Origin of the sequence: Hamadaea sp. NPDC050747, assembly GCF_040654195.1 — a bacterium.
Classification (GTDB): Bacteria; Actinomycetota; Actinomycetes; order Mycobacteriales; family Micromonosporaceae; genus Hamadaea.
In genome coordinates this window covers 1-18,877 of sequence record NZ_JBFAHM010000007.1, presented here as the reverse complement: position 1 = coordinate 18,877, position 18,877 = coordinate 1, and the positions used below count along the sequence as shown (strand labels likewise).

At 70.0% G+C, this 18,877-nt stretch carries 19 protein-coding genes; 14 read left to right on the top strand and 5 right to left on the bottom strand.

All coding sequences use genetic code 11. The annotated features are described in order from the left end of the window. Positions 1–62: 62 nt before the first annotated feature. Positions 63–1,082 (top strand): serine hydrolase, encoded by a 1,020-nt coding sequence (locus AB0H43_RS17460; protein WP_360000388.1) that lies wholly within the window; start codon positions 63–65, stop codon positions 1,080–1,082. Between the two features lie 113 nt (positions 1,083–1,195). On the opposite strand, the gene AB0H43_RS17455 is transcribed toward AB0H43_RS17460, so the two are convergent. After that, complete coding sequence (locus tag AB0H43_RS17455; protein ID WP_360000387.1) at positions 1,196–2,419, bottom strand: SLC13 family permease; 1,224 nt, start codon at positions 2,417–2,419, stop codon at positions 1,196–1,198. Between the two features lie 202 nt (positions 2,420–2,621). Between AB0H43_RS17455 and AB0H43_RS17450 the strand changes: the two genes are divergently transcribed. Both AB0H43_RS17450 and AB0H43_RS17445 read left to right on the top strand, forming a co-directional pair. Continuing rightward, positions 2,622–6,566 carry a P-loop NTPase fold protein gene (locus AB0H43_RS17450; protein WP_360000386.1) on the top strand — a complete coding sequence of 1,315 codons (3,945 nt, stop codon included), beginning with the start codon at positions 2,622–2,624 and terminating at the stop codon, positions 6,564–6,566. A 150-nt stretch (positions 6,567–6,716) separates the two neighbouring features. Continuing rightward, entirely contained in the window at positions 6,717–7,127 is a 411-nt protein-coding gene (locus AB0H43_RS17445) for a DUF2795 domain-containing protein (protein ID WP_360000385.1), read from the top strand. Between the two features lie 129 nt (positions 7,128–7,256). Here the strand turns inward: AB0H43_RS17445 and AB0H43_RS17440 are convergent, their stop codons facing one another. Next, a complete protein-coding gene (locus tag AB0H43_RS17440) occupies positions 7,257–8,258 on the bottom strand; it encodes a YbhN family protein (RefSeq protein WP_360000384.1) in 1,002 nt (333 codons plus the stop codon). A gap of 121 nt (positions 8,259–8,379) precedes the next feature. Between AB0H43_RS17440 and AB0H43_RS17435 the strand changes: the two genes are divergently transcribed. Beyond that, entirely contained in the window at positions 8,380–8,655 is a 276-nt protein-coding gene (locus AB0H43_RS17435; RefSeq protein WP_360000383.1) for a DUF2630 family protein, read from the top strand. A 4-nt stretch (positions 8,656–8,659) separates the two neighbouring features. Here the strand turns inward: AB0H43_RS17435 and AB0H43_RS17430 are convergent, their stop codons facing one another. Continuing rightward, positions 8,660–8,866, bottom strand: a complete 207-nt coding sequence (locus tag AB0H43_RS17430; RefSeq protein WP_290866869.1) for a DUF2277 domain-containing protein — start codon at positions 8,864–8,866, stop codon at positions 8,660–8,662. 119 nt (positions 8,867–8,985) lie between these two features. Here AB0H43_RS17430 and AB0H43_RS17425 point away from each other — a divergent pair, with 119 nt between their 5' ends. From AB0H43_RS17425 to AB0H43_RS17415, 3 genes are all read left to right on the top strand, one after another. Then, on the top strand, positions 8,986–10,434 hold the full coding sequence (locus tag AB0H43_RS17425) for a beta-N-acetylhexosaminidase (protein WP_360000382.1): 1,449 nt from the start codon (positions 8,986–8,988) through the stop codon (positions 10,432–10,434). A 120-nt stretch (positions 10,435–10,554) separates the two neighbouring features. Beyond that, positions 10,555–10,944, top strand: a complete 390-nt coding sequence (locus tag AB0H43_RS17420) for a DUF2784 domain-containing protein (protein WP_360000381.1) — start codon at positions 10,555–10,557, stop codon at positions 10,942–10,944. Positions 10,945–10,959: 15 nt separating this feature from the next. Continuing rightward, complete coding sequence (locus AB0H43_RS17415; protein ID WP_360000861.1) at positions 10,960–11,475, top strand: DUF1877 family protein; 516 nt, start codon at positions 10,960–10,962, stop codon at positions 11,473–11,475. A gap of 14 nt (positions 11,476–11,489) precedes the next feature. On the opposite strand, the gene AB0H43_RS17410 is transcribed toward AB0H43_RS17415, so the two are convergent. Further along, positions 11,490–11,912 (bottom strand): hypothetical protein, encoded by a 423-nt coding sequence (locus AB0H43_RS17410; RefSeq protein ID WP_360000380.1) that lies wholly within the window; start codon positions 11,910–11,912, stop codon positions 11,490–11,492. A gap of 2 nt (positions 11,913–11,914) precedes the next feature. Beyond that, positions 11,915–12,682, bottom strand: coding sequence for a hypothetical protein (locus tag AB0H43_RS17405; RefSeq protein WP_360000379.1), 768 nt, complete (start codon positions 12,680–12,682; stop codon positions 11,915–11,917). A gap of 367 nt (positions 12,683–13,049) precedes the next feature. On the opposite strand from AB0H43_RS17405, the gene AB0H43_RS17400 reads away from it, so the two are divergent. From AB0H43_RS17400 to AB0H43_RS17370, 7 genes are all read left to right on the top strand, one after another. Beyond that, positions 13,050–14,039: a hypothetical protein gene (locus AB0H43_RS17400; protein ID WP_360000378.1), complete on the top strand. Its 990-nt coding sequence runs from the start codon at positions 13,050–13,052 to the stop codon at positions 14,037–14,039. 9 nt (positions 14,040–14,048) lie between these two features. Beyond that, positions 14,049–14,516, top strand: coding sequence for an NUDIX domain-containing protein (locus tag AB0H43_RS17395; RefSeq protein ID WP_360000377.1), 468 nt, complete (start codon positions 14,049–14,051; stop codon positions 14,514–14,516). 10 nt (positions 14,517–14,526) lie between these two features. Beyond that, on the top strand, positions 14,527–15,279 hold the full coding sequence (locus AB0H43_RS17390; RefSeq protein WP_360000376.1) for a peroxide stress protein YaaA: 753 nt from the start codon (positions 14,527–14,529) through the stop codon (positions 15,277–15,279). 105 nt (positions 15,280–15,384) lie between these two features. Continuing rightward, positions 15,385–15,795 (top strand): hypothetical protein, encoded by a 411-nt coding sequence (locus tag AB0H43_RS17385; protein WP_360000375.1) that lies wholly within the window; start codon positions 15,385–15,387, stop codon positions 15,793–15,795. A 13-nt stretch (positions 15,796–15,808) separates the two neighbouring features. Then, positions 15,809–16,423: a cell wall protein gene (locus AB0H43_RS17380; protein ID WP_360000374.1), complete on the top strand. Its 615-nt coding sequence runs from the start codon at positions 15,809–15,811 to the stop codon at positions 16,421–16,423. 68 nt (positions 16,424–16,491) lie between these two features. Further along, a complete protein-coding gene (locus AB0H43_RS17375; protein ID WP_360000373.1) occupies positions 16,492–17,343 on the top strand; it encodes a MauE/DoxX family redox-associated membrane protein in 852 nt (283 codons plus the stop codon). Between the two features lie 300 nt (positions 17,344–17,643). Then, entirely contained in the window at positions 17,644–18,804 is a 1,161-nt protein-coding gene (locus AB0H43_RS17370) for an ROK family transcriptional regulator (protein WP_360000372.1), read from the top strand. Positions 18,805–18,877 lie beyond the last annotated feature (73 nt).

Here is an 18,877-nt window from a genome sequence, read left to right as displayed (position 1 = left end):
AGGTCGATCATCCAACAGCACAGCCCCAGTCATGCGAGCGCCGGCCGCAGGACGGTGATCGCATGACCACTGCCATGAGCCGCCGGGCCGCGCTCGGATTCGGTAGCGTCGCAGCTGCGACCGCCGTGTTCGGCACCGCCGACTCCGCCGCCGCCGAGGAGGCCAGCCTGTCCGTGTCCGCCCAAGCCACCCCGGAGCAGGCCGCCGCCGCGATCAGCCTGGTCTACAAGGCCGCCACGAAGAAGGCCGGGGGCACCTGGAACGCCAAGGTCAGCGTCGAAGCCGCGGCCGGGCCGATCTCCGCTGTAGACGAGGGCGTCGACGACACCGTCGAGGCGTACAGCGTGAACAAGATCCCGGTCGCGATCGCGGTGCTCGACAAGGTCGACCGCGGGCTGCTCTCGCTCGACCAGCGCATCGAGGTTACCTCCGCGATCGTCATCCCCGGCGGCGACGGCATCTTCAGCCTCGACGGGGCGTACCCCAGCTCGGTCACCCTGGGTCACGCGCTCGCCGCGCTGCTCACGGTCTCCGACGACACGGCGGTACGCCTCTGCGGGCTGGTCGCCCCGGCGTTGGAGATCAACCAGATCCTCGTCGCCAAGGGCTTCCCGCGTACGCAGGTGGAGCCGGTCGCCAACCCGAACCGGTTCTTCCTCGGCACCACCACGCCCACCGAGATGCACAACCTGCTCCGGGCGCTGGTCCGGGGCGACCTGCTCAGCCCGGCGTCCACGGCGTACCTGTTGGGTGTGCTCCGGTCGCCGATCGCCTTCACCGACGGCGTACGCCGTGAGATGTCCTCGGACGAGCGGGCTCGCATCGCGACCAAGGCGGGCTGGTTCGACGACGGCCGCAACGAGGCCGGGATCATCTTCGACACCGCGGGCGCGCCCCTGCTCACGTACGCCTTCTTCGCCCGAGGTCAGGCGCACCCGGAGGACTTCGGCGCGACGCACCCGGCGGTGCAGGCGCGGGCGGCCATGGGCCGGGCGTTCCTGAGCATCCTCGCCCGGCTGTCCGGGCCGGCCGAGCTCACCACGCTCACCGCTCGGACCTACCGCCCCTCCAACGGCGGCTAGCCCCCTCGCTGTCAGTGGCGGTTTCTCAGCGCTGGATCAGGGTTCCGCGTCGAATCTTGACCCAAGATTCGACCGGGAACCCTGATCCAGCGCTCACGGTGAGAGCGAGATCGTCAGGTGACGATCAGGACCGCCACGCTCGCCGCCAGCACGGCGGCGGCCGTGGCGGCTCCGGTCAGGACGAATTTACGCCAGTCGATCGCGACACCCCGGTTGCGGCAGTGCTCCGCCCAGATCAGCGTGGCGAGCGACGCCCACGGCGTGATCAGCGGGCCGACGTTGGTGCCGATGAGCAGCCCGAGCAGCTGCGTGTGGTTGGCTTCCGGGATGACCGCCTCGCCCGCGACGTAGCTGGGCAGGTTGTTGAGCAGATTGGCGAATCCGCCGCCGGCCACCGCCGCACGCCAGGCGCCCTCCGCGCCGGGGTCGGTGCCGATGAGCGAGGTCATCATCGAGTCGAGACCGTGCTGGCCGACCGTCTCGACGACCAGGAACAGGCCGGTCACGAAGACGACGAGCCGCCAGGGGATCAGCCGCCAGCTCAGGTGCCGCCGTCCCCACTTCGCGAACGCGGCGACCAGGACAGCTGTGCAGACCGGAGTCATGTACTCCAGGGGCACGTCCAGGAGCAGGCCGGTGATGAAGACGGCGCAGCAGACGGAGGCGACCCAGAACAATGGACGGTTGGCCGCCCGGTGCGGCGCCGGCGGGGTGTACCGCTGCGGGTTGCGCCGCCAATAGAAGATCCAGAGACAGCCCGCGACCACGACGATCGCGGCGATCTGGGGCAGCACCATCCGCTCGGCGAAGGCGACCGGGCTGAGCTGTACGCGATCGGCGGCGAGGAGGTTGGTGAGGTTGGAGACCGGTAGCAACAGGCTCGCCGTGTTGGCCAGCCACACCGTCGTCATCGCGAGCGGCAGCGGAGCGACCCCGGCACGGACGGCGGTCGCGAGCATGACCGGCGTGAGCAGGACGGCGGTCGTGTCGAGGTTGAGGAACATCGTGGTCAGCGCGGCGAAGGCCAGGCACAGCCAGAACAGGGCGACGTTGCTGCCCCGGGCGGCGATGGTCACGCGCGCGGCGATGACGTCGAAGACCTCGGCCTCGGCGGTCAGCTCGGCCAGGATGACCACGGAGAACAGGAAGATCAGGATCGGCAGGATGCGCGTCAGCGTCTCGCTCGCGTCGTGCGTCGGCAGGAGCCCGGTCGCGGTCGCCAGGCCGCCCGCGACGAGCAGCGCGATCGCGAGCCAATCCATGCCGCTGAGCCGGCCGAACAGCCGGCGCGGCTGCGCCGGCGCGACCGCCGAGGCGGCGGAGAGCTCTTCGTCCATTGCCACCTCGCGACGCCGTCGTATGCCCGTCTTCACCATGCGCTCGCCTCGCCCGAGCCGGGGCTGACGCCGGGATGGGTCATGAACCGGACACCCGAACAGGAACGCCGCATGATATCCACGTAGTGCCTTCGACAAGTGCGATGGAAGTGCCTTGCCAGAAAGTACAACAAGACCGCAAGGGCGAACGGGGGACGACCACGTGGCGGAACTGACCAGGCTCGGCGGCGCCGTCGAGAACATGACGTTCCTTCGGCTCGACGGTGAGCTGATCGTCGCGGCCAGCCGCAGCCAGGGCGTGGAACTGCGTACGGCGCCGGAGAACGAGGTCATCCGGGTGCTCGCCACCGGGATCGCCGCCCATTCCGTCGCCCGGCTGCCGGGGCGGGACGGCGTACCGGATCGGCTCGTCGTCGGCGGGGCCGACGGTGTGGTCCGGCTCTACGATTTGGCCACCGGCCGGCAGGCCGCCGTGCAGCGGGTCGGCGAAGGCGCCGTTCAGGACGTGGCGGTCGGTGTGCTGGCCGACGGCACCCAGGTCGTCGGGGCGATCCACGACGAGGGCGTCGTCCTCTGGCTGCCGGGCTCCGACAGCGTCATCACCCTGCCCGACTCGGCCGGCGGCGGCGACGTCCGCCCGTTCAAGATCTGCGCCTATCGGGCGCTCGGCTCGCAGTGGCTGGCGTGTGCGTACAACGACAACTCGCTGGCCACCTGGGACCTGCACGACCTCGACCGCGGCCGGGTGTCGCGGGAGCCCCGAGTCCACGGTGGGCAGATCTGGTCGCTGATCGCCGTCGACGAGCCCGCCTCGGGGTACGTCGTCGCCAGCGGCAGCGCCGACGGCACCGTCAAGCTCTGGATCGCCGACCGGAACGCCGGGCTGCGCCTGGGCCGGACCTTGTACGAAGCCTCGACAGTCCGCCGTCTGCGGTTCGTCCGCGACGCCGAGACCCCGCTGCTGGTCTCGGCCTCGGCCAGCGGTTCGGTGGCGTTGTGGCGGTTCGACGGCCCCACCGACCGGCCGCTCCGGGAGATCACCCGGCACCTCGGCGAGGTCTGGGCGCTGGCCTGCGCGACCACCTCCGACGGCGGTGTGGTGATCGCCTCCGGGGACATGCACGGCCGGGTCGAGATGACCCCGCTGCAGACCGAACTGATCAGCGACATCACCGGGCGGGACCTGTTCGCCGCCCCCGGCACGACCTGGGTGGCCGTCAGCGGCGTCACCGCGAACGGTCAGTACGTCGCGTGCGCCGGAGTGGATCAGACGGTCCACGTCCTCGACCCCGACACCGAGATGCCGTCCGGCGGCTTCGACCCGATGGCCACCGCCCGGCAGCCGCTCGCCCTGAAGGCGCACGTCAGCACCGTCCGCTCGCTCACCTCGGCGGGCACCGCGTTGAACCCGCATCTGATCAGCGGCGGGGCCGACCGGCGCGTGTTCGACTGGGACCCGGTCTCCGGCGGGCTGCGTACGGAGCTGCCGATGGGGCATCAGGGCGAGGTGTGGGCGTTGGCGCCGTTCCGCCTCCGCGGTGCGCAGTACGTCGCCAGCGGCAGCGCCGACGGTTCGGTCCGGATCTGCGGGCTGTCCGAAGGGGACACGGCCTCGGTCCTGCTCAGCGACTGCGGGGCGGTCAACGCGCTGGTCGCGGTGCCGTACGCCGACGGAGCGCTGCTCACCGTCGCGTCCACCCGGGGCGTACGCGTCGTGGCCGTCCAGAGCCCGGACGCCGTCACGGTCGTCTCGAATCACCAGATCTCGGCGGCGTGCCCGCTCGACGACGGCACCCGGCATCAGGTCGTCATCGCCCGGCCGGACGGCGACACCTGCATCCTGGAGTACGTCGATCCCGTCGCGCGGACGGTCGCCACCGGCTTCCGGTACACGCACAGCAGCGCCCAGGTCTCGGCGCTGGCCGCCGCCCGGATCGGTCAGGAAGTCCTCATCTTCGGCGGATTCGACGACGGCCGGGTCCTGGTCTGGCAGACCGACGGGACGCCGGTCGGCAAGCCAGTCCGGTTCGGCACCTCGACCGTCCGGGCGCTGGGCGTCGTCGAGATCGCGCCGCCGGACGGCCGTGGCTCCGGCGTCACCCGGCCGGCCTTGTTCGCCGCGGACGACGACGGCGGCGTACGCCTCTGGCCGATCGCGACCGGCAGCCTGCTGCGATCGGGCGGCTCGATCGGCTCCGCCGTCCGCCCGGCCTCCATCCTGCTTCAGGATCAGCCGACCGACCTCGACAAACTCTCCCGGGACGGGCTGATCGACACCATCCACTCGGTGCTGATGTCGCCCAACACCGAGCCGCCGGTCGTCGTCGGCATCCACGCGCCCTGGGGCCAGGGCAAGTCGAGCGTCCTCCGGCAGCTGCGCTCCAAAGTGGATCCGGCCGGGGCGGCCGCGGCGGACGCGGAGACGCCGGTGGAGGCCACCCACGAACTGGTGCCCCGGCCGTCGGCGAAGACACCGAAGGGGCTGTTCGCCAAGGCGCGTACCGACTGGCGGGGCGGCGTTGTGCGTACCAGATTGACCAGGGCCTGGGCCTGGCGGCAGATCGCCCGGCCCGCGGACGGCGACCAGCGACTGGAGTACGAGATGCGGCCGCGGGCCGGCGCCGACGGGCGAGCCGCGATCACCGTGTGGTTCAACCCCTGGATGTACGAGAAGCCGGACCAGGTGTGGGCGGGCCTGACCCGCGAGATCCTGACCTCGATCACGGACCGGCTCCCGCCCGCGCAGCGCGAGCGGCTGTGGTTCGACCTGAACCTGCGGCGCACCGACCCCGCCGCGATGCGCAAGCGCATCCTCGCCAGCTACATTCCACGGACCCTGGTCGGCATGCTGATCGGGCTCGCCGTCGCGGTCATCGTGATCATGGGCGTCGTCGCGGTCGGCGTCGCCGCCTGGAACAACACCGACTTCAACGCGCTGCTCGGCTCCGGCGCGGTCATCGGCATCACCGCCGCCTGGATCATCGGCAACCTGGCCTTCTCCAGCTTCAAACAGGTACGCGGCTGGATCTCGCCCGACGTGCTGACCCGTCCGGCGGCCGAGGGCGTGGCCGCGGCGGACACCGGCGACCGCGATTGGAAGGCCGCCCGCGATCCGCTGGAGAACAGCCAACGCGGCTACCTCTACATGCTGCAACACGACGTACGCGAAGTCGTGGCGCTCGCCACCGCGCACTCGCCGGTGATCATCATGGTCGACGACCTCGACCGCTGCAGCCCGGCGATCGTCTCCGACACCATCGAGGCGGTCAACCTGTTCCTGAACAAGGCGTTCGGGGACTGCCTGTTCGTGATCGCGCTCGACCCGGCGACCGTCGCGGCGCAGCTGGAGACGGTCTACGAATCACTGCGGCGGCGGGCGCACGACGACCCCGCCACGTTCGGGCACCTGCAGCACACCGGGTGGCGGTTCATGGAGAAGATCCTCGACCTGCCAATCCGGCTGCCTCGCGTACGCGATCAGGCGATGGCCTCGTATCTCGACGCGCTGCTCGACACCTCCCCGGCCCCGGACTCCACTCCGGCGCGGGTTCCCGCCCAACGGGCGGCCGGTGTTCCGAATACGCCGGAGGCTGCGCCGCGGGCGCCGGGAGTGGCCGCCGATCCGGCCGGGCTGGCCGCACCGTTCGCCGCCCTCGACCCGTCGGCGCCCACCGACACGGCCAGCGGAGCACAGCTCGCGGAGGATCTGGAGCGGCTGCCGCCGGTTCGGCTGGCACTGCGTACGGCGGTGCTGAACCTGCCGCAGCGCAATCCCCGGCAGACCAAGGCGTTCCTCAACCTGTGGCGCTTCTACATGGTCCTCGACTACCTCACCGGGCACCTGAGCAGCAGCATCTCGGCGGTCGAACGGCACAGCATCGAGATGGCCCGGTTCGTCGAGCTGATGGTCCGCTGGCCGTGGCTGTTGGACACGCTCGGAGCGTTGCGAGGCGAGGAGAGCACCTCCGCTCGGACGACCCTCGCCGAACTGCTCGACTCGGCCGGCGACGAGGAACGCTGGAAGCAGGCCGCCGAAGCCGCCGACCTGAACGCCGACGACCCCACGATCCGGGGCCTGCGCCGGCTGTTCGACCGACCCGGGACCGATCGCGAGGTGTTCGCGTCGATCGCCGTCCGCTACCTCTGAGCCCTCGTCGCGCCCCCTCCGGGTAAGCGTGATCATTGCGTCAGCCATGCCGTTTCAGGCGGCGAAATGTCCGATGAAACGACATGGCTGACGCAATGATCACCCACCCGAGAATGTTCGCCGCGCCCACGGGTGGGTAAGCGCACGGACATGGAGCGCGGGAGCAGCAAACACGGCCCCCAGTTGGACGAGCAGATGGCCCGTGAGACGCAGGGACTCACCCAAGGCGGCGGCGCGGGCGCCCGTAGCGAGGAGTGGCGGGAACCCGAACCGCCGGCCGACGGCGAGCCCGAACCGGGCTGGGCGCCGGAGGGCGGGATAGACCTCGCTGAAGGGGACGAAACCGACGCCGATCGCCGGGAATGGCGTGCCCGGATCGGGTCCTACCTACACAAGAACACCTTCCCGGCGAACCGGGACGCCGTCGTGGCCGCCGCTGAGGCGGAGAACGCGCCGGACGACGTGCTCACCGCCTTGCGGAAGCTGCCCGACGACGGCGAGTACGCCAACGCCCGTGAACTGTGGGGCGCGCTGGGACTCCGCATCGACGAACGGTTCTGACCCGTCGGGTTCGCCCGTCAGCAGCAGATCACGGTTACGCAGGCCATCTCGGACGTCGGAGGCATGCGTACCCGTGATCTGCGGGGGGAGCACGCGGGCAAACCGCGGGCAAAACCGCGGGCAAACCGGTCAGACGGCGGCGGGCTCCGGCTCGGCCTCCACCACGGACGCGGGGACCTGCGACGGGGTGACCGCGTCCAGCGCCGCCCGCCCGGCCCGGCGTAGCGCGGTCCAGGCGAGGAAGCCGACCGGGATGATCAGCCAGCAGGAGAGCACCCGGTAGCCGAGCACGGTCGCCGCCGCCGGGGCAGTCGCGGCCCCCGCCCCGACCAGCCCGGCGAGCAGGCCGGTCTCGATCACGCCGATGCCGCCCGGGGTCAGCGGGATCTGCCGGACGATCTGCACGCCCAGGTAGGTCGCCGCGATGGCGCTGACCGACAGGCTCACGTCGAACGACCGCGCGACGGCGAAGAGGCAGAGCAGGTCGGCGAACCAGTTCACCACCGCGAAGAGCAGCGCGAGGAGCCAGTGCCGGGGCGCGACGTCGTGCGCTGAGCGTACGAGGCGGGCGATCCGGCCGTCGGACGTCGGGTTCCACCGGCGCCACAGCACCACGACCAGGGCGGTCAGCCCGATCAGGCTGGCCGCGCCGACGCACACGCTGATCAGCCCCGCGATGGTGCCGCCGACCAGGTAGAGCACGCCCAGGCCGACGAAGGACATCACGCCGGACAGGATCATGACCGCCGTGGCGACCGGCTTGCTGGCACCCTTCGCCCGGAACTGCTGGAAGGCGAAGGCGGCCGAGACCGCCGATCCGGCGGGCAGGCTGATCGCGATCGCGGAACGGCTCAGCGTCAGGGCCATCGACTGCGGGAGCGTCATGCGTACGCCGAACGCGCTCAGCAGCCGCCGTTGCTGGCGAGCGAAGTTGGCCAGGGAGCAGATCTGCGCCACGGACGCCAGAGCGAACCAGCGGAGGTCCACGGATCGAGCGGCGGTGATCACGTCGGCGGGATGGGGCAGCCGGTCCCGCAGCACGAAGAAGACGATTGCGGCTGTGACGCAGTACGCCGCCCACCGCAGCCATTTGCGCGAGGGGCGGGCCGCCGCGATCGCAGCCTCGCTCACGGTCAAAAGCGTGCTCCTGGGGTGGCCTGGTCCGCAAGATCGGATGACGGACGCCACATCCGCTGGCAGACTGAGCAACGGGTCCCATCCGCGCGGGGGACGCGTGACAGGAGGAACAGCGATGTCCGACCAGGCCGACAAGCGCCGGCATCTGACCGACGACCAGATCCTCAAGCACATCAACGACCTGGAGACCGAGGAGCGCGAACTACGGTCGAAGGTCGGCTCGGGTTTGCTGAACCCGGAGTCCGAGCAGGCCCGGCTGGCCGCGATCGAGGTTGAACTCGACCAGTATTGGGATCTGCTCCGGCAGCGGCGCGCCAAGTCGGCCGCGCATCAGAACCCGGACGACGCCGAAGCCCGCTCGGCCGCGCAGGTCGAGGGCTACCTGGGCTGATCGGCTATCGGCGCACCTGCAGCGAGCCCAGCAGCTCGGCGGTCGCCTGAGTCACGGCTTCGACCGCGCGGTCGAACGCCTCGGCGTTGTGCGCGGCGGGCGCGCGGAAGCCCGAGATCTTGCGGACGTATTGCAGCGCGGCCGCCCGGATGTCCTCCTCCGTCACCAGTTCCTGGTACGGCGGGCGCAGCGTCTTGATGCTTCGGCACATGGCCCGATTATCTCGCGGAACACCGACATCGGCCGCCCCTGGCGAAGCCGCCCCCCGGTCCGGAGCGGACTCTGCGATCATGGTCGAGGAAAGCGCTGTCCCCTCAGCAGGGAGTTCCCATGCCCGAGCCCGCGATCATTCCCCGGCCGGCCCACGCCGCCTTCCCGCCCGGCGTCCTGCCGCTCGACGAGCCGGCCCAGGTCACCGCGCCCCCGGCGATCGCCGGCCTCCTCGCCGAGGTGCTGCCGGGCGTCGGTGGCATGTTTCAGCTGACCGAGGATGCCGAGCTGGGCCCGGAGGGCTACCGGCTGCGGATCGACGGCGCCGGAGTCGAGGCGCTCGCCACGACCGAAACCGGCCTGCGCTGGGCGGTGTCCACCCTCCGTCAGCTCGCCCAGCCCGGCGGCCTCCCGTACGCGGAGATCACCGACGTCCCGCGGCTGCCCTGGCGGGGCGCCCTGCTCGACGTGGCCCGGTGGTGTCACCCGCTGGAGTTCGTCTACGAGTTCGTCGATCTGCTGGCCCTGCACAAGCTCAACACGCTCCACCTGCACCTCACCGACGATCAGGGCTGGCGTTTCGAGGTACGCAAGTACCCCCGGCTCACCGAGGTCGGGGCTTACCGGACGGAGTCCAACGCCGGGCATGCCCGCGAGGGCAACTTCGACGGGACCCCGCACGGCGGGTTCTACACGCAGGAGCAGTTGCGGGACCTGGTCGCGTACGCCGAGCGTCGGGGTGTCCGGATCATGCCGGAAATCGACCTGCCCGGCCACATGCAGGCCGCCATCTCGGCGTACCCCTGGTTGGGCAATGAGCCCGAACGGCAGCTCCCCGTGCGTACCGCCTGGGGTATCTCGAAGCATGTCCTCAACACCGAGGACGCGACGCTGGCCTTCGCCCGCGACGTGCTGGACGAGGTCGTGGCGGTCTTCCCCTTCGAGTATGTGCACCTCGGCGGAGACGAGGTGCCGCTCGACGAGTGGACCGCGAGCGAGGCCGCGCAGAAGCGCGTGGCGAACGAGGGCCTCGCGGGCACGGCCGAGCTGCTCGGCTGGTGGATCAAGGAGATGGGCGACCACCTGGCCGCGCACGGCCGCAAGATCGCGGCCTGGGACGAGCTGGTCGAGGCCGCGCCCCCGAAGGACACGTTGATCTTCGCGTGGCGCGGCGCCGAGCGGGTGACCGCGGCGCTGAACGCCGGCCACGAGGTCGTCGCGGTCCCCCAGGAATTCGTCTACCTCGATCACTACGAGACGCGGTCGCCGGACGAGCCGCTGGCCATCGGCGGCCACACCCCGCTCGAGCGGGTCTACGGCTTCGAGCCGGTGCCCACCGGCGCGGCCGGGCGCGTGCTGGGCACCCAGGGCATGCTCTGGAGCGAGTACACGCCCACGCAGGCGCTCGTGCAGTTCCGGGCCTTCCCGCGCCTCGCGGCCGTGGCCGAGATCGCCTGGTCCGCGGATCGCGACCTGTCCGACTTCCAGCGGCGTCTCGACGCCCATCTGGTACGCCTGGAGCAGCGCGGCATCACCGTCAACCGCCTTGTCCCGCCGATCATGAACTAATGGTCGTGATCGACCGGTGTGTCGTGTCCGTAGCATCCTGATCGACTCCGTAGTCGCATGATCAACGGGAGCCTGAGAATCATGCGCGCGACGGCGGATCGGCCGGGTTAGGCTCGACTCATGGGGTATCGGCTGGTCGCCGAGGCGACCATGGTCGTGCACTTCGGACTGCTCGTCTTCCTCGTGGTGGGCGGCTTCCTCGCCTGGCGCTGGCCGTGGGTGATCTGGCCGCATCTGGCCATGGCGACCTGGGGGCTGACCAGCACGGTGTTCGGCTGGCACTGCCCGCTGACCGCGGTGGAGGACTGGGCGCGGCGAGGGGCGGGCGAAGCCGGCCTGAGCCGAGGGTTCATCGACACCTACCTGACCGGGGTGGTCTATCCCGCCCGGTACACCACGCTCATCCAGGTCACCGTCGGCGTCGTCGTGGCGATCTCCTGGATCGGCTTCGTCCTGCGCCGCCGTCGGCTGCACCGCGAGAAGGCGTTGAATGTCGGTCGGGCCGCCTAGGGTGCGCGCGTGGGAATGTATGGGGAATGGATCCGGCTGACGCCGGCCGAGCTTGAGCGCGCCCAAGAGGACCTGGACTGGGCCCACCGGTACGCCTTGGACCAGTCGAAGGTGGAGAGTGACGACGGCGAGGAGCTGCCGGTGGCGCGGCGACGGTCGTTCGGGAGTGACAAGACCTGGCACGCGTTGCTGTTCCTGTTGGCGCGCCGGGAGTTTCCGATCGACATCATCACCGGCGAGTGGTTCTTCACCGAGGACACCGAGGACGAGTCGCAGTACTGGGGCTACTCGCCGCCGGGGTTCCTGCTGCCCGAGGAGGTGCAGCGCGCGTCGGCGGCGCTGGCCGAGCTGACCGCCGAGGACTTGATTCGCGGGGTGGATCAGGCCGAGCTGGCGGCGGCCGAGATCTACCCGAGTGTCTGGGAGCGTCCGGGCGAGCTGGAGTGGGCGGTCTGCCACTTCCCGTTCGTCAAGGAGTACTTCGCGGCGGCGGCGCAGGAGGGCGACGCCGTCGTCTGCTGGATTTCGTGACGCCCTGACGCCGCTCAGTGCCGTGGCCGGCGGCGCGCCGCCAGCACGGCCAGCTGGGCGAGGTCTCGGGGTCGTCGGAGCATGCGTTTGGTGGCTTCGACGACCTCGAGCCGGATGAAGCGGATGCCGTCGATGACGTCGGCTTCGTCGATCAGCGCGGCGGCCCGCCAGCGTGGCGGGAACCATTCGTCGAAGAACTCCAGGTGCCCGTGGAAGAGGCTGACTTGGGCGGATCCGCTGATGGGCGCGCGATTGAGCGAGCCGATCCGGCAGACCGTCTTCCAGGCTTCCCCGCGCGCGATCACGTCGATGTCCCCGGGGTCGTCGATCCAGCCTCGAGCGAAGAGTGGACCGCTTCCGGCCACGGCATAGTCGTCCGCCGGAAGGTTCAACGTCGCGAGTTCGCGGAAATACCGATGGTCGCGGAATCCGGTCATGGCTACACCGGCGAGAGGCCCAGAGCCAGGCGTACGACGACTGCCGTGAGGGCGGCGACCAGGAGGCTGGAGAGCGTACCCACCAGAACGTATTCGCCGAAGCCGGCGGGGTGCTGGTCGACGTTGGGCAGCCGGGTCAACGACTTGGCGGCGACGGCCAGCGCCGCGGCTTCGGGGTGGCCGCCGGCGACGAAAGTGAAGACGAGTGTTCTTTCGATCCAGCCAATGTAGGCGCTCGTCGGCACGATCTGATGGATGTCCGCGCCACGCTCGGCGAGTCGGCGGATCAGCGGCCGGACGGCTGTGGCGACGAAATCGCCGCCGGTGAACACCGCGAGGAGCAGTCCCGAGACGACGATCGCCACCCGGTCGTCGGCCAGCACGCGACCCAGCACCTCCAGTGATCGCCGGCCGAAATGCACGGCGGCGACGACCGGTAGCAGGGTGAGGAGGCCTGCGAGGGCGTACACGACGTGCCGGTGCGCCTGCCAGATCCGGTGCGCCAGCCGGGCCAGGTCGTCGCGGTCCAGCGTCTTGTCCGCGGCGGTGGTGCGGCGGCGAACGGTGATCTGGGCCGCGACGCCGATGCCGACGACGCTGAGCCAGGTGATCAACGCCTTGCCGAGGGGGAGTGCCGGGAAGATGGCATATGCGGCATAGGTCGCGGTGAAGACGCATCGCACGGCGGTGTTGGTACGCCGGGCGGGCAACCCGAGCGGCACCGCTACCGCGACCAAGATCCCGAGCCACAACCTGACGACGTCGATCACTGCGTCACAATAATCGACGCACGCAAATGGCAGGACGGATCGCGTTGCCCTCGGTGGCAGCCTGATGACCGATGGTGAACCGAGGGCGGCGGCGTAAACGATCGTGGTAAGGGGACGATTCGGGCTCGAACGGGCGAGCCCGGTCGGCCGATCTCGGTGGCAGGAAATTCCCAGCTCGGAGCCATAACTCAATCAGGTGATGTCGATAAGCTGGTCCAGATTGGTCAGCGCAGCGGAAATGCCGGACATGACCGAAAAATCAGCGCCGCCCGACGCGTACCCGCGCGCGAAGATAGACCGGCCACAGTGTGATTCAGGTCACCCGTAAGGGGTTTGCGACCAAGTTTTCCCTGCTTAAGGTCGACCAATGCGCCCCCAGCATGACGACCACGACGGTCGACCCAGCCCCCGTACGCAGACGCCCCGACCCGACCTCTGGACCGACACTCAGACGTTCTTCCTCGACCGTATTCGCGAGGACCGTCCCGAGGGTGAGACGGGCCGGCACCGGTTGGCCAAATCGGCGAAGGACGCGCAGAAGGCCGCCGCTAAAGCCGAGAAGCCCAGCGCGAAAGCCGAGAAGGCCACCGAGGCCGCGGAGCGCTACCTGACCCCGGCCGGTCCGCTGACCCCCGGCATCGCCCCCGTACGCGGACTGCACAGCTCGGCGAAGGCGGGCCGCGTGGTCGCCCTCGGGCTGATCGCGCTCCTCGGCGTCTCCGTCGCGGCCAGCCAACGGGGTACGCCGACGCAGTTGGACAACGCCGCGCAGCAGCTCGCCGACCGTAACGCGGTCGCCGACGCCGCCGACCGCTCCGCGCCCCGGACCACGACGTCGGCCAGCCCGTCCCCGAGCGTGAGCGTCAGCGCGTCGCCGTCCCCGTCGGCGACCGTGAAGAAGGTCGTGACCTCAGTGAAGCCGGTCGCGGGCCTCGACCAGAAGCAGATGAACAACGCGCTGACGGTCGTCAAGACCGGGCAGAAGCTGGGCGTACCGCAGCGTGGACTGCTGGTCGGCATCATGACCGCGATGCAGGAGAGCGACCTCTACAACCAGGCCAGCTCGGCGGTGCCCGAGTCGTTCGACTACCCGCACGAGGGCAGTTCGGTCGACTACGACTCGTGCGGCCTGTTCCAGCAGCGCACCAGCATGGGCTGGGGCTCGGTGAAGCAGATCATGAACCCGGCCTACTCCTCGACGAAGTTCTTCCAGGCCCTGCTCAAGGTCTCCGGCTGGCAGAACATGGAGCTGACCCTCGCCGCTCAGGCCGTGCAGGGCTCGGCCTATCCGTACGCGTACGCCAAGCACGAGGCGACCGCCCGGAAGGTCCTCACCGCGATCCTGAACGTCCTGTAGCCTCCAGCGGTGATCGCTACGACGCAAGCCGGGCGTCCGGCGTACGTGGTCAACGTCGAGGTCGTCCTCCACCGAGACGGCCGTTGGCTGCTCATCCGCCGTGGAAACGAGGGGCACGCGGCGGGTACGCTCGCCGGCCCGGGCGGCAAGGTCGAGACCGACGGGTTCCTGCCTGGCGTGCTGGAGGCGACGGGTCGTCGGGAGGTCCTCGAGGAGATCGGGCTCGACCTCGACGGCGTGCCGATGGCGTACGTGGGCAACTCGCTGTTCGTCAGCGACGACGGCGACGCGGTGGTCAACGTGGTCTTCGCCGCCGAGGTCCCGCCCGGCGCCGAGCCGTACGCCGCCTCCCCGGAGGAGGTTGCCGAGATCCTGTGGTTGACGACAGAGGAGGCTCTCGCGCATCCGGCCTGCCCGCCGTGGACCCGCCGCACCCTGACCGAGGCGACCGCCCGGGTGGCGGCTTCGACCAGCTAGGCTCACCTGCGTGTTCATCCTGCTGCCGCCGTCGGAGGGAAAGGCCGCCGCCGGCTCCGGCGCGGTGGTCGACCACGATTCGCTGTTTCTGCCGCAATTGCGCCGCGCTCGGGAACGTGTCCTGAAGGCGCTGGTCAAGCTGTGCTCGGCGAAGAGCAAGGCGGGGCAGGCCAAGGCGTTGGCGACGCTCGGGCTGAGCGAGGGTCAGCGGGACGAGCTGGCCCGCAACGCCGGTCTGCTGACCGCGTCGACGTTGCCGGCGCGGCACGTCTACACCGGCGTGCTCTACGACAACCTCGATCTGGCGAGCCTGCCGCCCGAGGTGGACACGGGGAAGATCCTGGTCTCGTCCGGCCTGTGGGGCGTCGTCCGGCTCGACGACGAGATCCCGCCGTACCGCTGCTCCATCGGGGTCAGTCTGCCGCCGGTGGGTGGGCTCACGGCGTACTGGAAGAAGGCCTTGAACCCGGCGCTGGACCGCGAGGTCCGCGACGAGCTGGTCTTGGACCTGCGGTCCGGCGCCTACGCGGCGACCTGGACGCCCCGCGAGAACGTGGCGGTACGCGTGCTGCAGGAACGCGACGGCAAGCGCACGGTGGTGAGCCATTTCAACAAGGCGACCAAGGGCCGGCTGGTCCGCGACCTGCTGCTGTCCGGCGCGCGGCCGCAGACGACCGATGAGCTGCTCGGCACGTTGCGCGAGCTGAAGTACACCGTCGAGCCGGCCGCCAAGGGGTTCGACATTGTCGTCCGTGAATTGTGATTCGTTAAGGATTGACTAACAACGATCTTATTGCCATGATTGCGATAAGTGTCGATGGCCATCGCACGCTCCCAGGAATACCCCCAGTCCTGAAAGGAGTAGCCCATGGCCGGGGTTTACGGCGAGGTCTCGTGGTTCTGCTGCGGCAGTTCCTGGGGCCCCTGCGGCTCGGCGGGGCACGGCGCCTGCGGCACCTGTAACTCAGGCAGCCGTCAGCACGCCTGGCCGAACACGTCCGACGCCTGTCACTCGATCACGAACCCGGAAGCCTGCGGCGAGAGCCTCAGCCGCCGCACCTGCGGGTTCAAGCACTACACCACGAACCGCTGCACGGGTCAGAAGGTCGGCACCACCATCGCCGACTGCGGCCCGCAGACCGACCTGTTCTGCGGCGAGCGCACCTGCTGCGGATCGGTCTGCGGATCCAACCGCCTGATCGACCTGACGCCGGCGGCGTTCAGCGCCATCTCCAGCCTCTCCTACGGGCTGCGGCCCGCATACATCGACATCGTGTAGGGGAGGACTTCAAATGGCTCTCAACATGGATCGCCGGTCTCTGCTCACGTCGGCCGTGCTCGGCAGCGCCACGCTCGTCGGCGCGACCGCGCTCGGCTCGCTCGCCCCCGAGGCGGCGTTCGCCAAGGGCGACGACGTGGAACCGGGCGCGCCCGACCCGAACTTCGCCGAAGGCCGGGTCACCGGCATCAACGAGGGCATGCTGCTGGTGGCCGGCTCGGACGGCACCCTGTGGCGGATCCGGGTCACGAACGCCTCCAGCATCTGGAAACTGCACCCGACCAGTCTCGACAAGGTCGCGGTGGGTGACGGTCTCTACGCCCGTGGCGTACGGCTCAACGACGGCACGCTGGCCGCCGACGCGATCTGGGTCAACATCGTGAACCTCCAGGTCCACATCGCGGCGCTGGCTCCGAAGAAGATCCACTTCGACCATCGGGGCAAGCGCATCATCGGGCACGTCGTGCCCGGGGTCACGGCCGCCTCCTACAACAGCACCCCGGCCATCGCGGACATGACGATGGTCCAGGTAGGACGGCACGCTCAGGTGATCGGGGCGTGGATCCCCGACACCAACGAGATCGAGATCGCCACCCTCTACACCTCCACCATCGAGCACAACCACTAATTGGTATGCACAAGGCAGTCCGGCGCGGGTGCGGCCGCCCGGCTGCCCGGTTCCCGTGGGGAGAAGTCATGATCGCCTGGATCGGATCGCTGCAACCCCTCCTGCTCGGCGCGGTCCTGCTGTGGTCCGCCCAAGCCAAGGTTTTCAGCCGGTACGCGGCCGCGCACGCCCGGCGTACGGCGCTGGCCCCGCTGCTCGGCGAGGATCGGGCGGTGCTCGCCTATCGCACGCTCGCCGGGGTCGAAGCGGTGCTGGGCGCGGCCCTCGTCCTCCCCGGACTCGTACGCCTGGAGGCGGTCGCGGCGACCGCGCTGAGCACCGGGTTCCTGGGCTATCTGGCGTACGCGAAGATCAAGGACCCGAAGGCGTCCTGTGGTTGCCTGAGCGCGCAGCCCATCCCGATCAACAGCCGCAGCTTCGGCCGGGCCGGGCTGATGCTGGCCGGATCGGTGCTGGCGGTCGCCTCCGGCGCCACGTGGCCCAGTGGGCTGGCCGATCATCCGGTCGCCGGAGTGGCGCTCCTGCTGGTCGAAGCGGCCGCGATCGTCGTCTTCTCGCCGGAGTTCGACGAACGCTGGCTGATGCCTCTGCGCCGCCTGTACGCCCGCCTGTCGCACCCTCTCGCCTCGCCCGGCGCGTTCGACGTGCCGTTGGAGTCGACCGTGGACCAGCTGCACAACAGCAGCGCGTGGCGGGACCTGGCCCGCACCGTGACCTCGGACGTGCGCGAACACTGGGACGAGGCGGACTGGCGAGTGCTGGTCTACTCCGTCCGGTACGCCGGCCAGGCCGCGTCGGCGGTGTTCGCCGTCCCGCGACTGCGGTACGACCCGCAGGCGGTCCGGGCGGCCGTCGTCGACGACAACGGCAGCACGCTGGCCGCTCTCGAATCGCACCCCCAACCCGAGTACGCCGTCTAGCTTTCGAGGCCCCGCGGTCTTCGCTTCCTGAGGCGCTTCAGTTCGCGCTGGATCAGGGATCCGGGTCGAATCTTGTCGGACTGCACTCCTGGCGGCTCGCCCAAGAGGCTCCCCGGCGAGATTCGACCGAGATCCCTGATCCAGCGCTTTTGAGTGCCCGCGACCAGAGCAGCTTTTGATCACGTTGGCAGAACTTTTGATCGAACCGACAAAACTATGGACAGCGTCGGAGAAAGCTCGTAACGTGTGCGCCACACCACGCACATGCGAGCGTCGATGCGTCCATAGAGGAGAGACGGCATGCATGTCAGGCTCCTGCGGCTCCTGCGCGACGAAGGCCCGTTGTCCCGGGCCGAGTTGGCCGCCCGGCTGGACGTTCCCCGGCCACGCCTGCTCGCCGAGTTGGATCGGCTCGTCGCCGCCGGTCAGATCGCCGAGGCCGGACCGGCGCAGTCCCGGGGCGGACGACGGTCCACCCTCGTCGAGCTGAACCCCTCGATCCGGTACGCCGGAGTCGACCTCGGCGCGACCTCGATCGACGTCGAGATCACCGACGGACGGCTGGAGCCGGTGGCGGCGTACAGCGAACCGGCCGACATCCGCTCCGGGCCGAAGGTGATCCTGCATCGCGTCACCGAGCTGCTGGCCAAGGCGAAGGCCGAGGGAAGTTACACCCACCTCGACGGCATCGGGATCGGCGTACCGGGGCCGGTCAGCTTCCGCGACGGGATTCCGGTGTCGCCGCCGATAATGCCCGGCTGGGACCGCTATCCCGTACGCGAGCTGCTCACCCGGGAGTACGGCTGCCCGGCGGTGGTGGACAACGACGTCAACATCATGGCCGTCGGCGAACGCCACGGCGGTGTCGCGCACTCGGTCGACAACTTCCTCTTCGTGAAGATCGGCACCGGCATCGGCTGCGGGATCTATCTGAACGGCGAGGTCTACCGGGGGTCCGACGGGTGCGCCGGGGACATCGGGCACATCCAGGTCGACCCCGCCGGGCCGGTGTGCACGTGCGGAAACCACGGTTGCCTGGAAGCGGTGTTCAGCGGGGGCGCCCTGGCTCGGGAGGCGACCGCCGCGGCTCGCTCCGGGGCTTCGCCCGCGCTCGCCGAACGGCTCGCCGCGAACGGCGTCGTGACCGCCCTCGACGTGGCGGCCGGGGCCGCCGAGGGCGACGTCGCCTGCATGCAGCTCATCCGGGACGGGAGCCGCCGCGTCGGCGCCGTCCTGGCGAGCCTCGTGAGCTTCGTGAACCCGTCGCTCATCGTGATCGGCGGCGGGCTGGCCCAACTCGGGCACGTGATGCTGGCCGAGATCCGCAGCGTCGTCTACAAGCGCTCGCTGCCGCTCGCCACCGGCAACCTCCCCCTCGTCCTGTCCGAGCTGGGCAGCCGGGCCGGCGTCGCCGGGGCCGCCCTGCTCGCCAGCGAGATCGCCTTCGAGCAGGCGTCATGAGTACCGCCGGGGGACCGCGCTGGATCAGGGTTCTCGGTCGAATCTTGGGCCAAGATTCGACCGAGAACCCAGC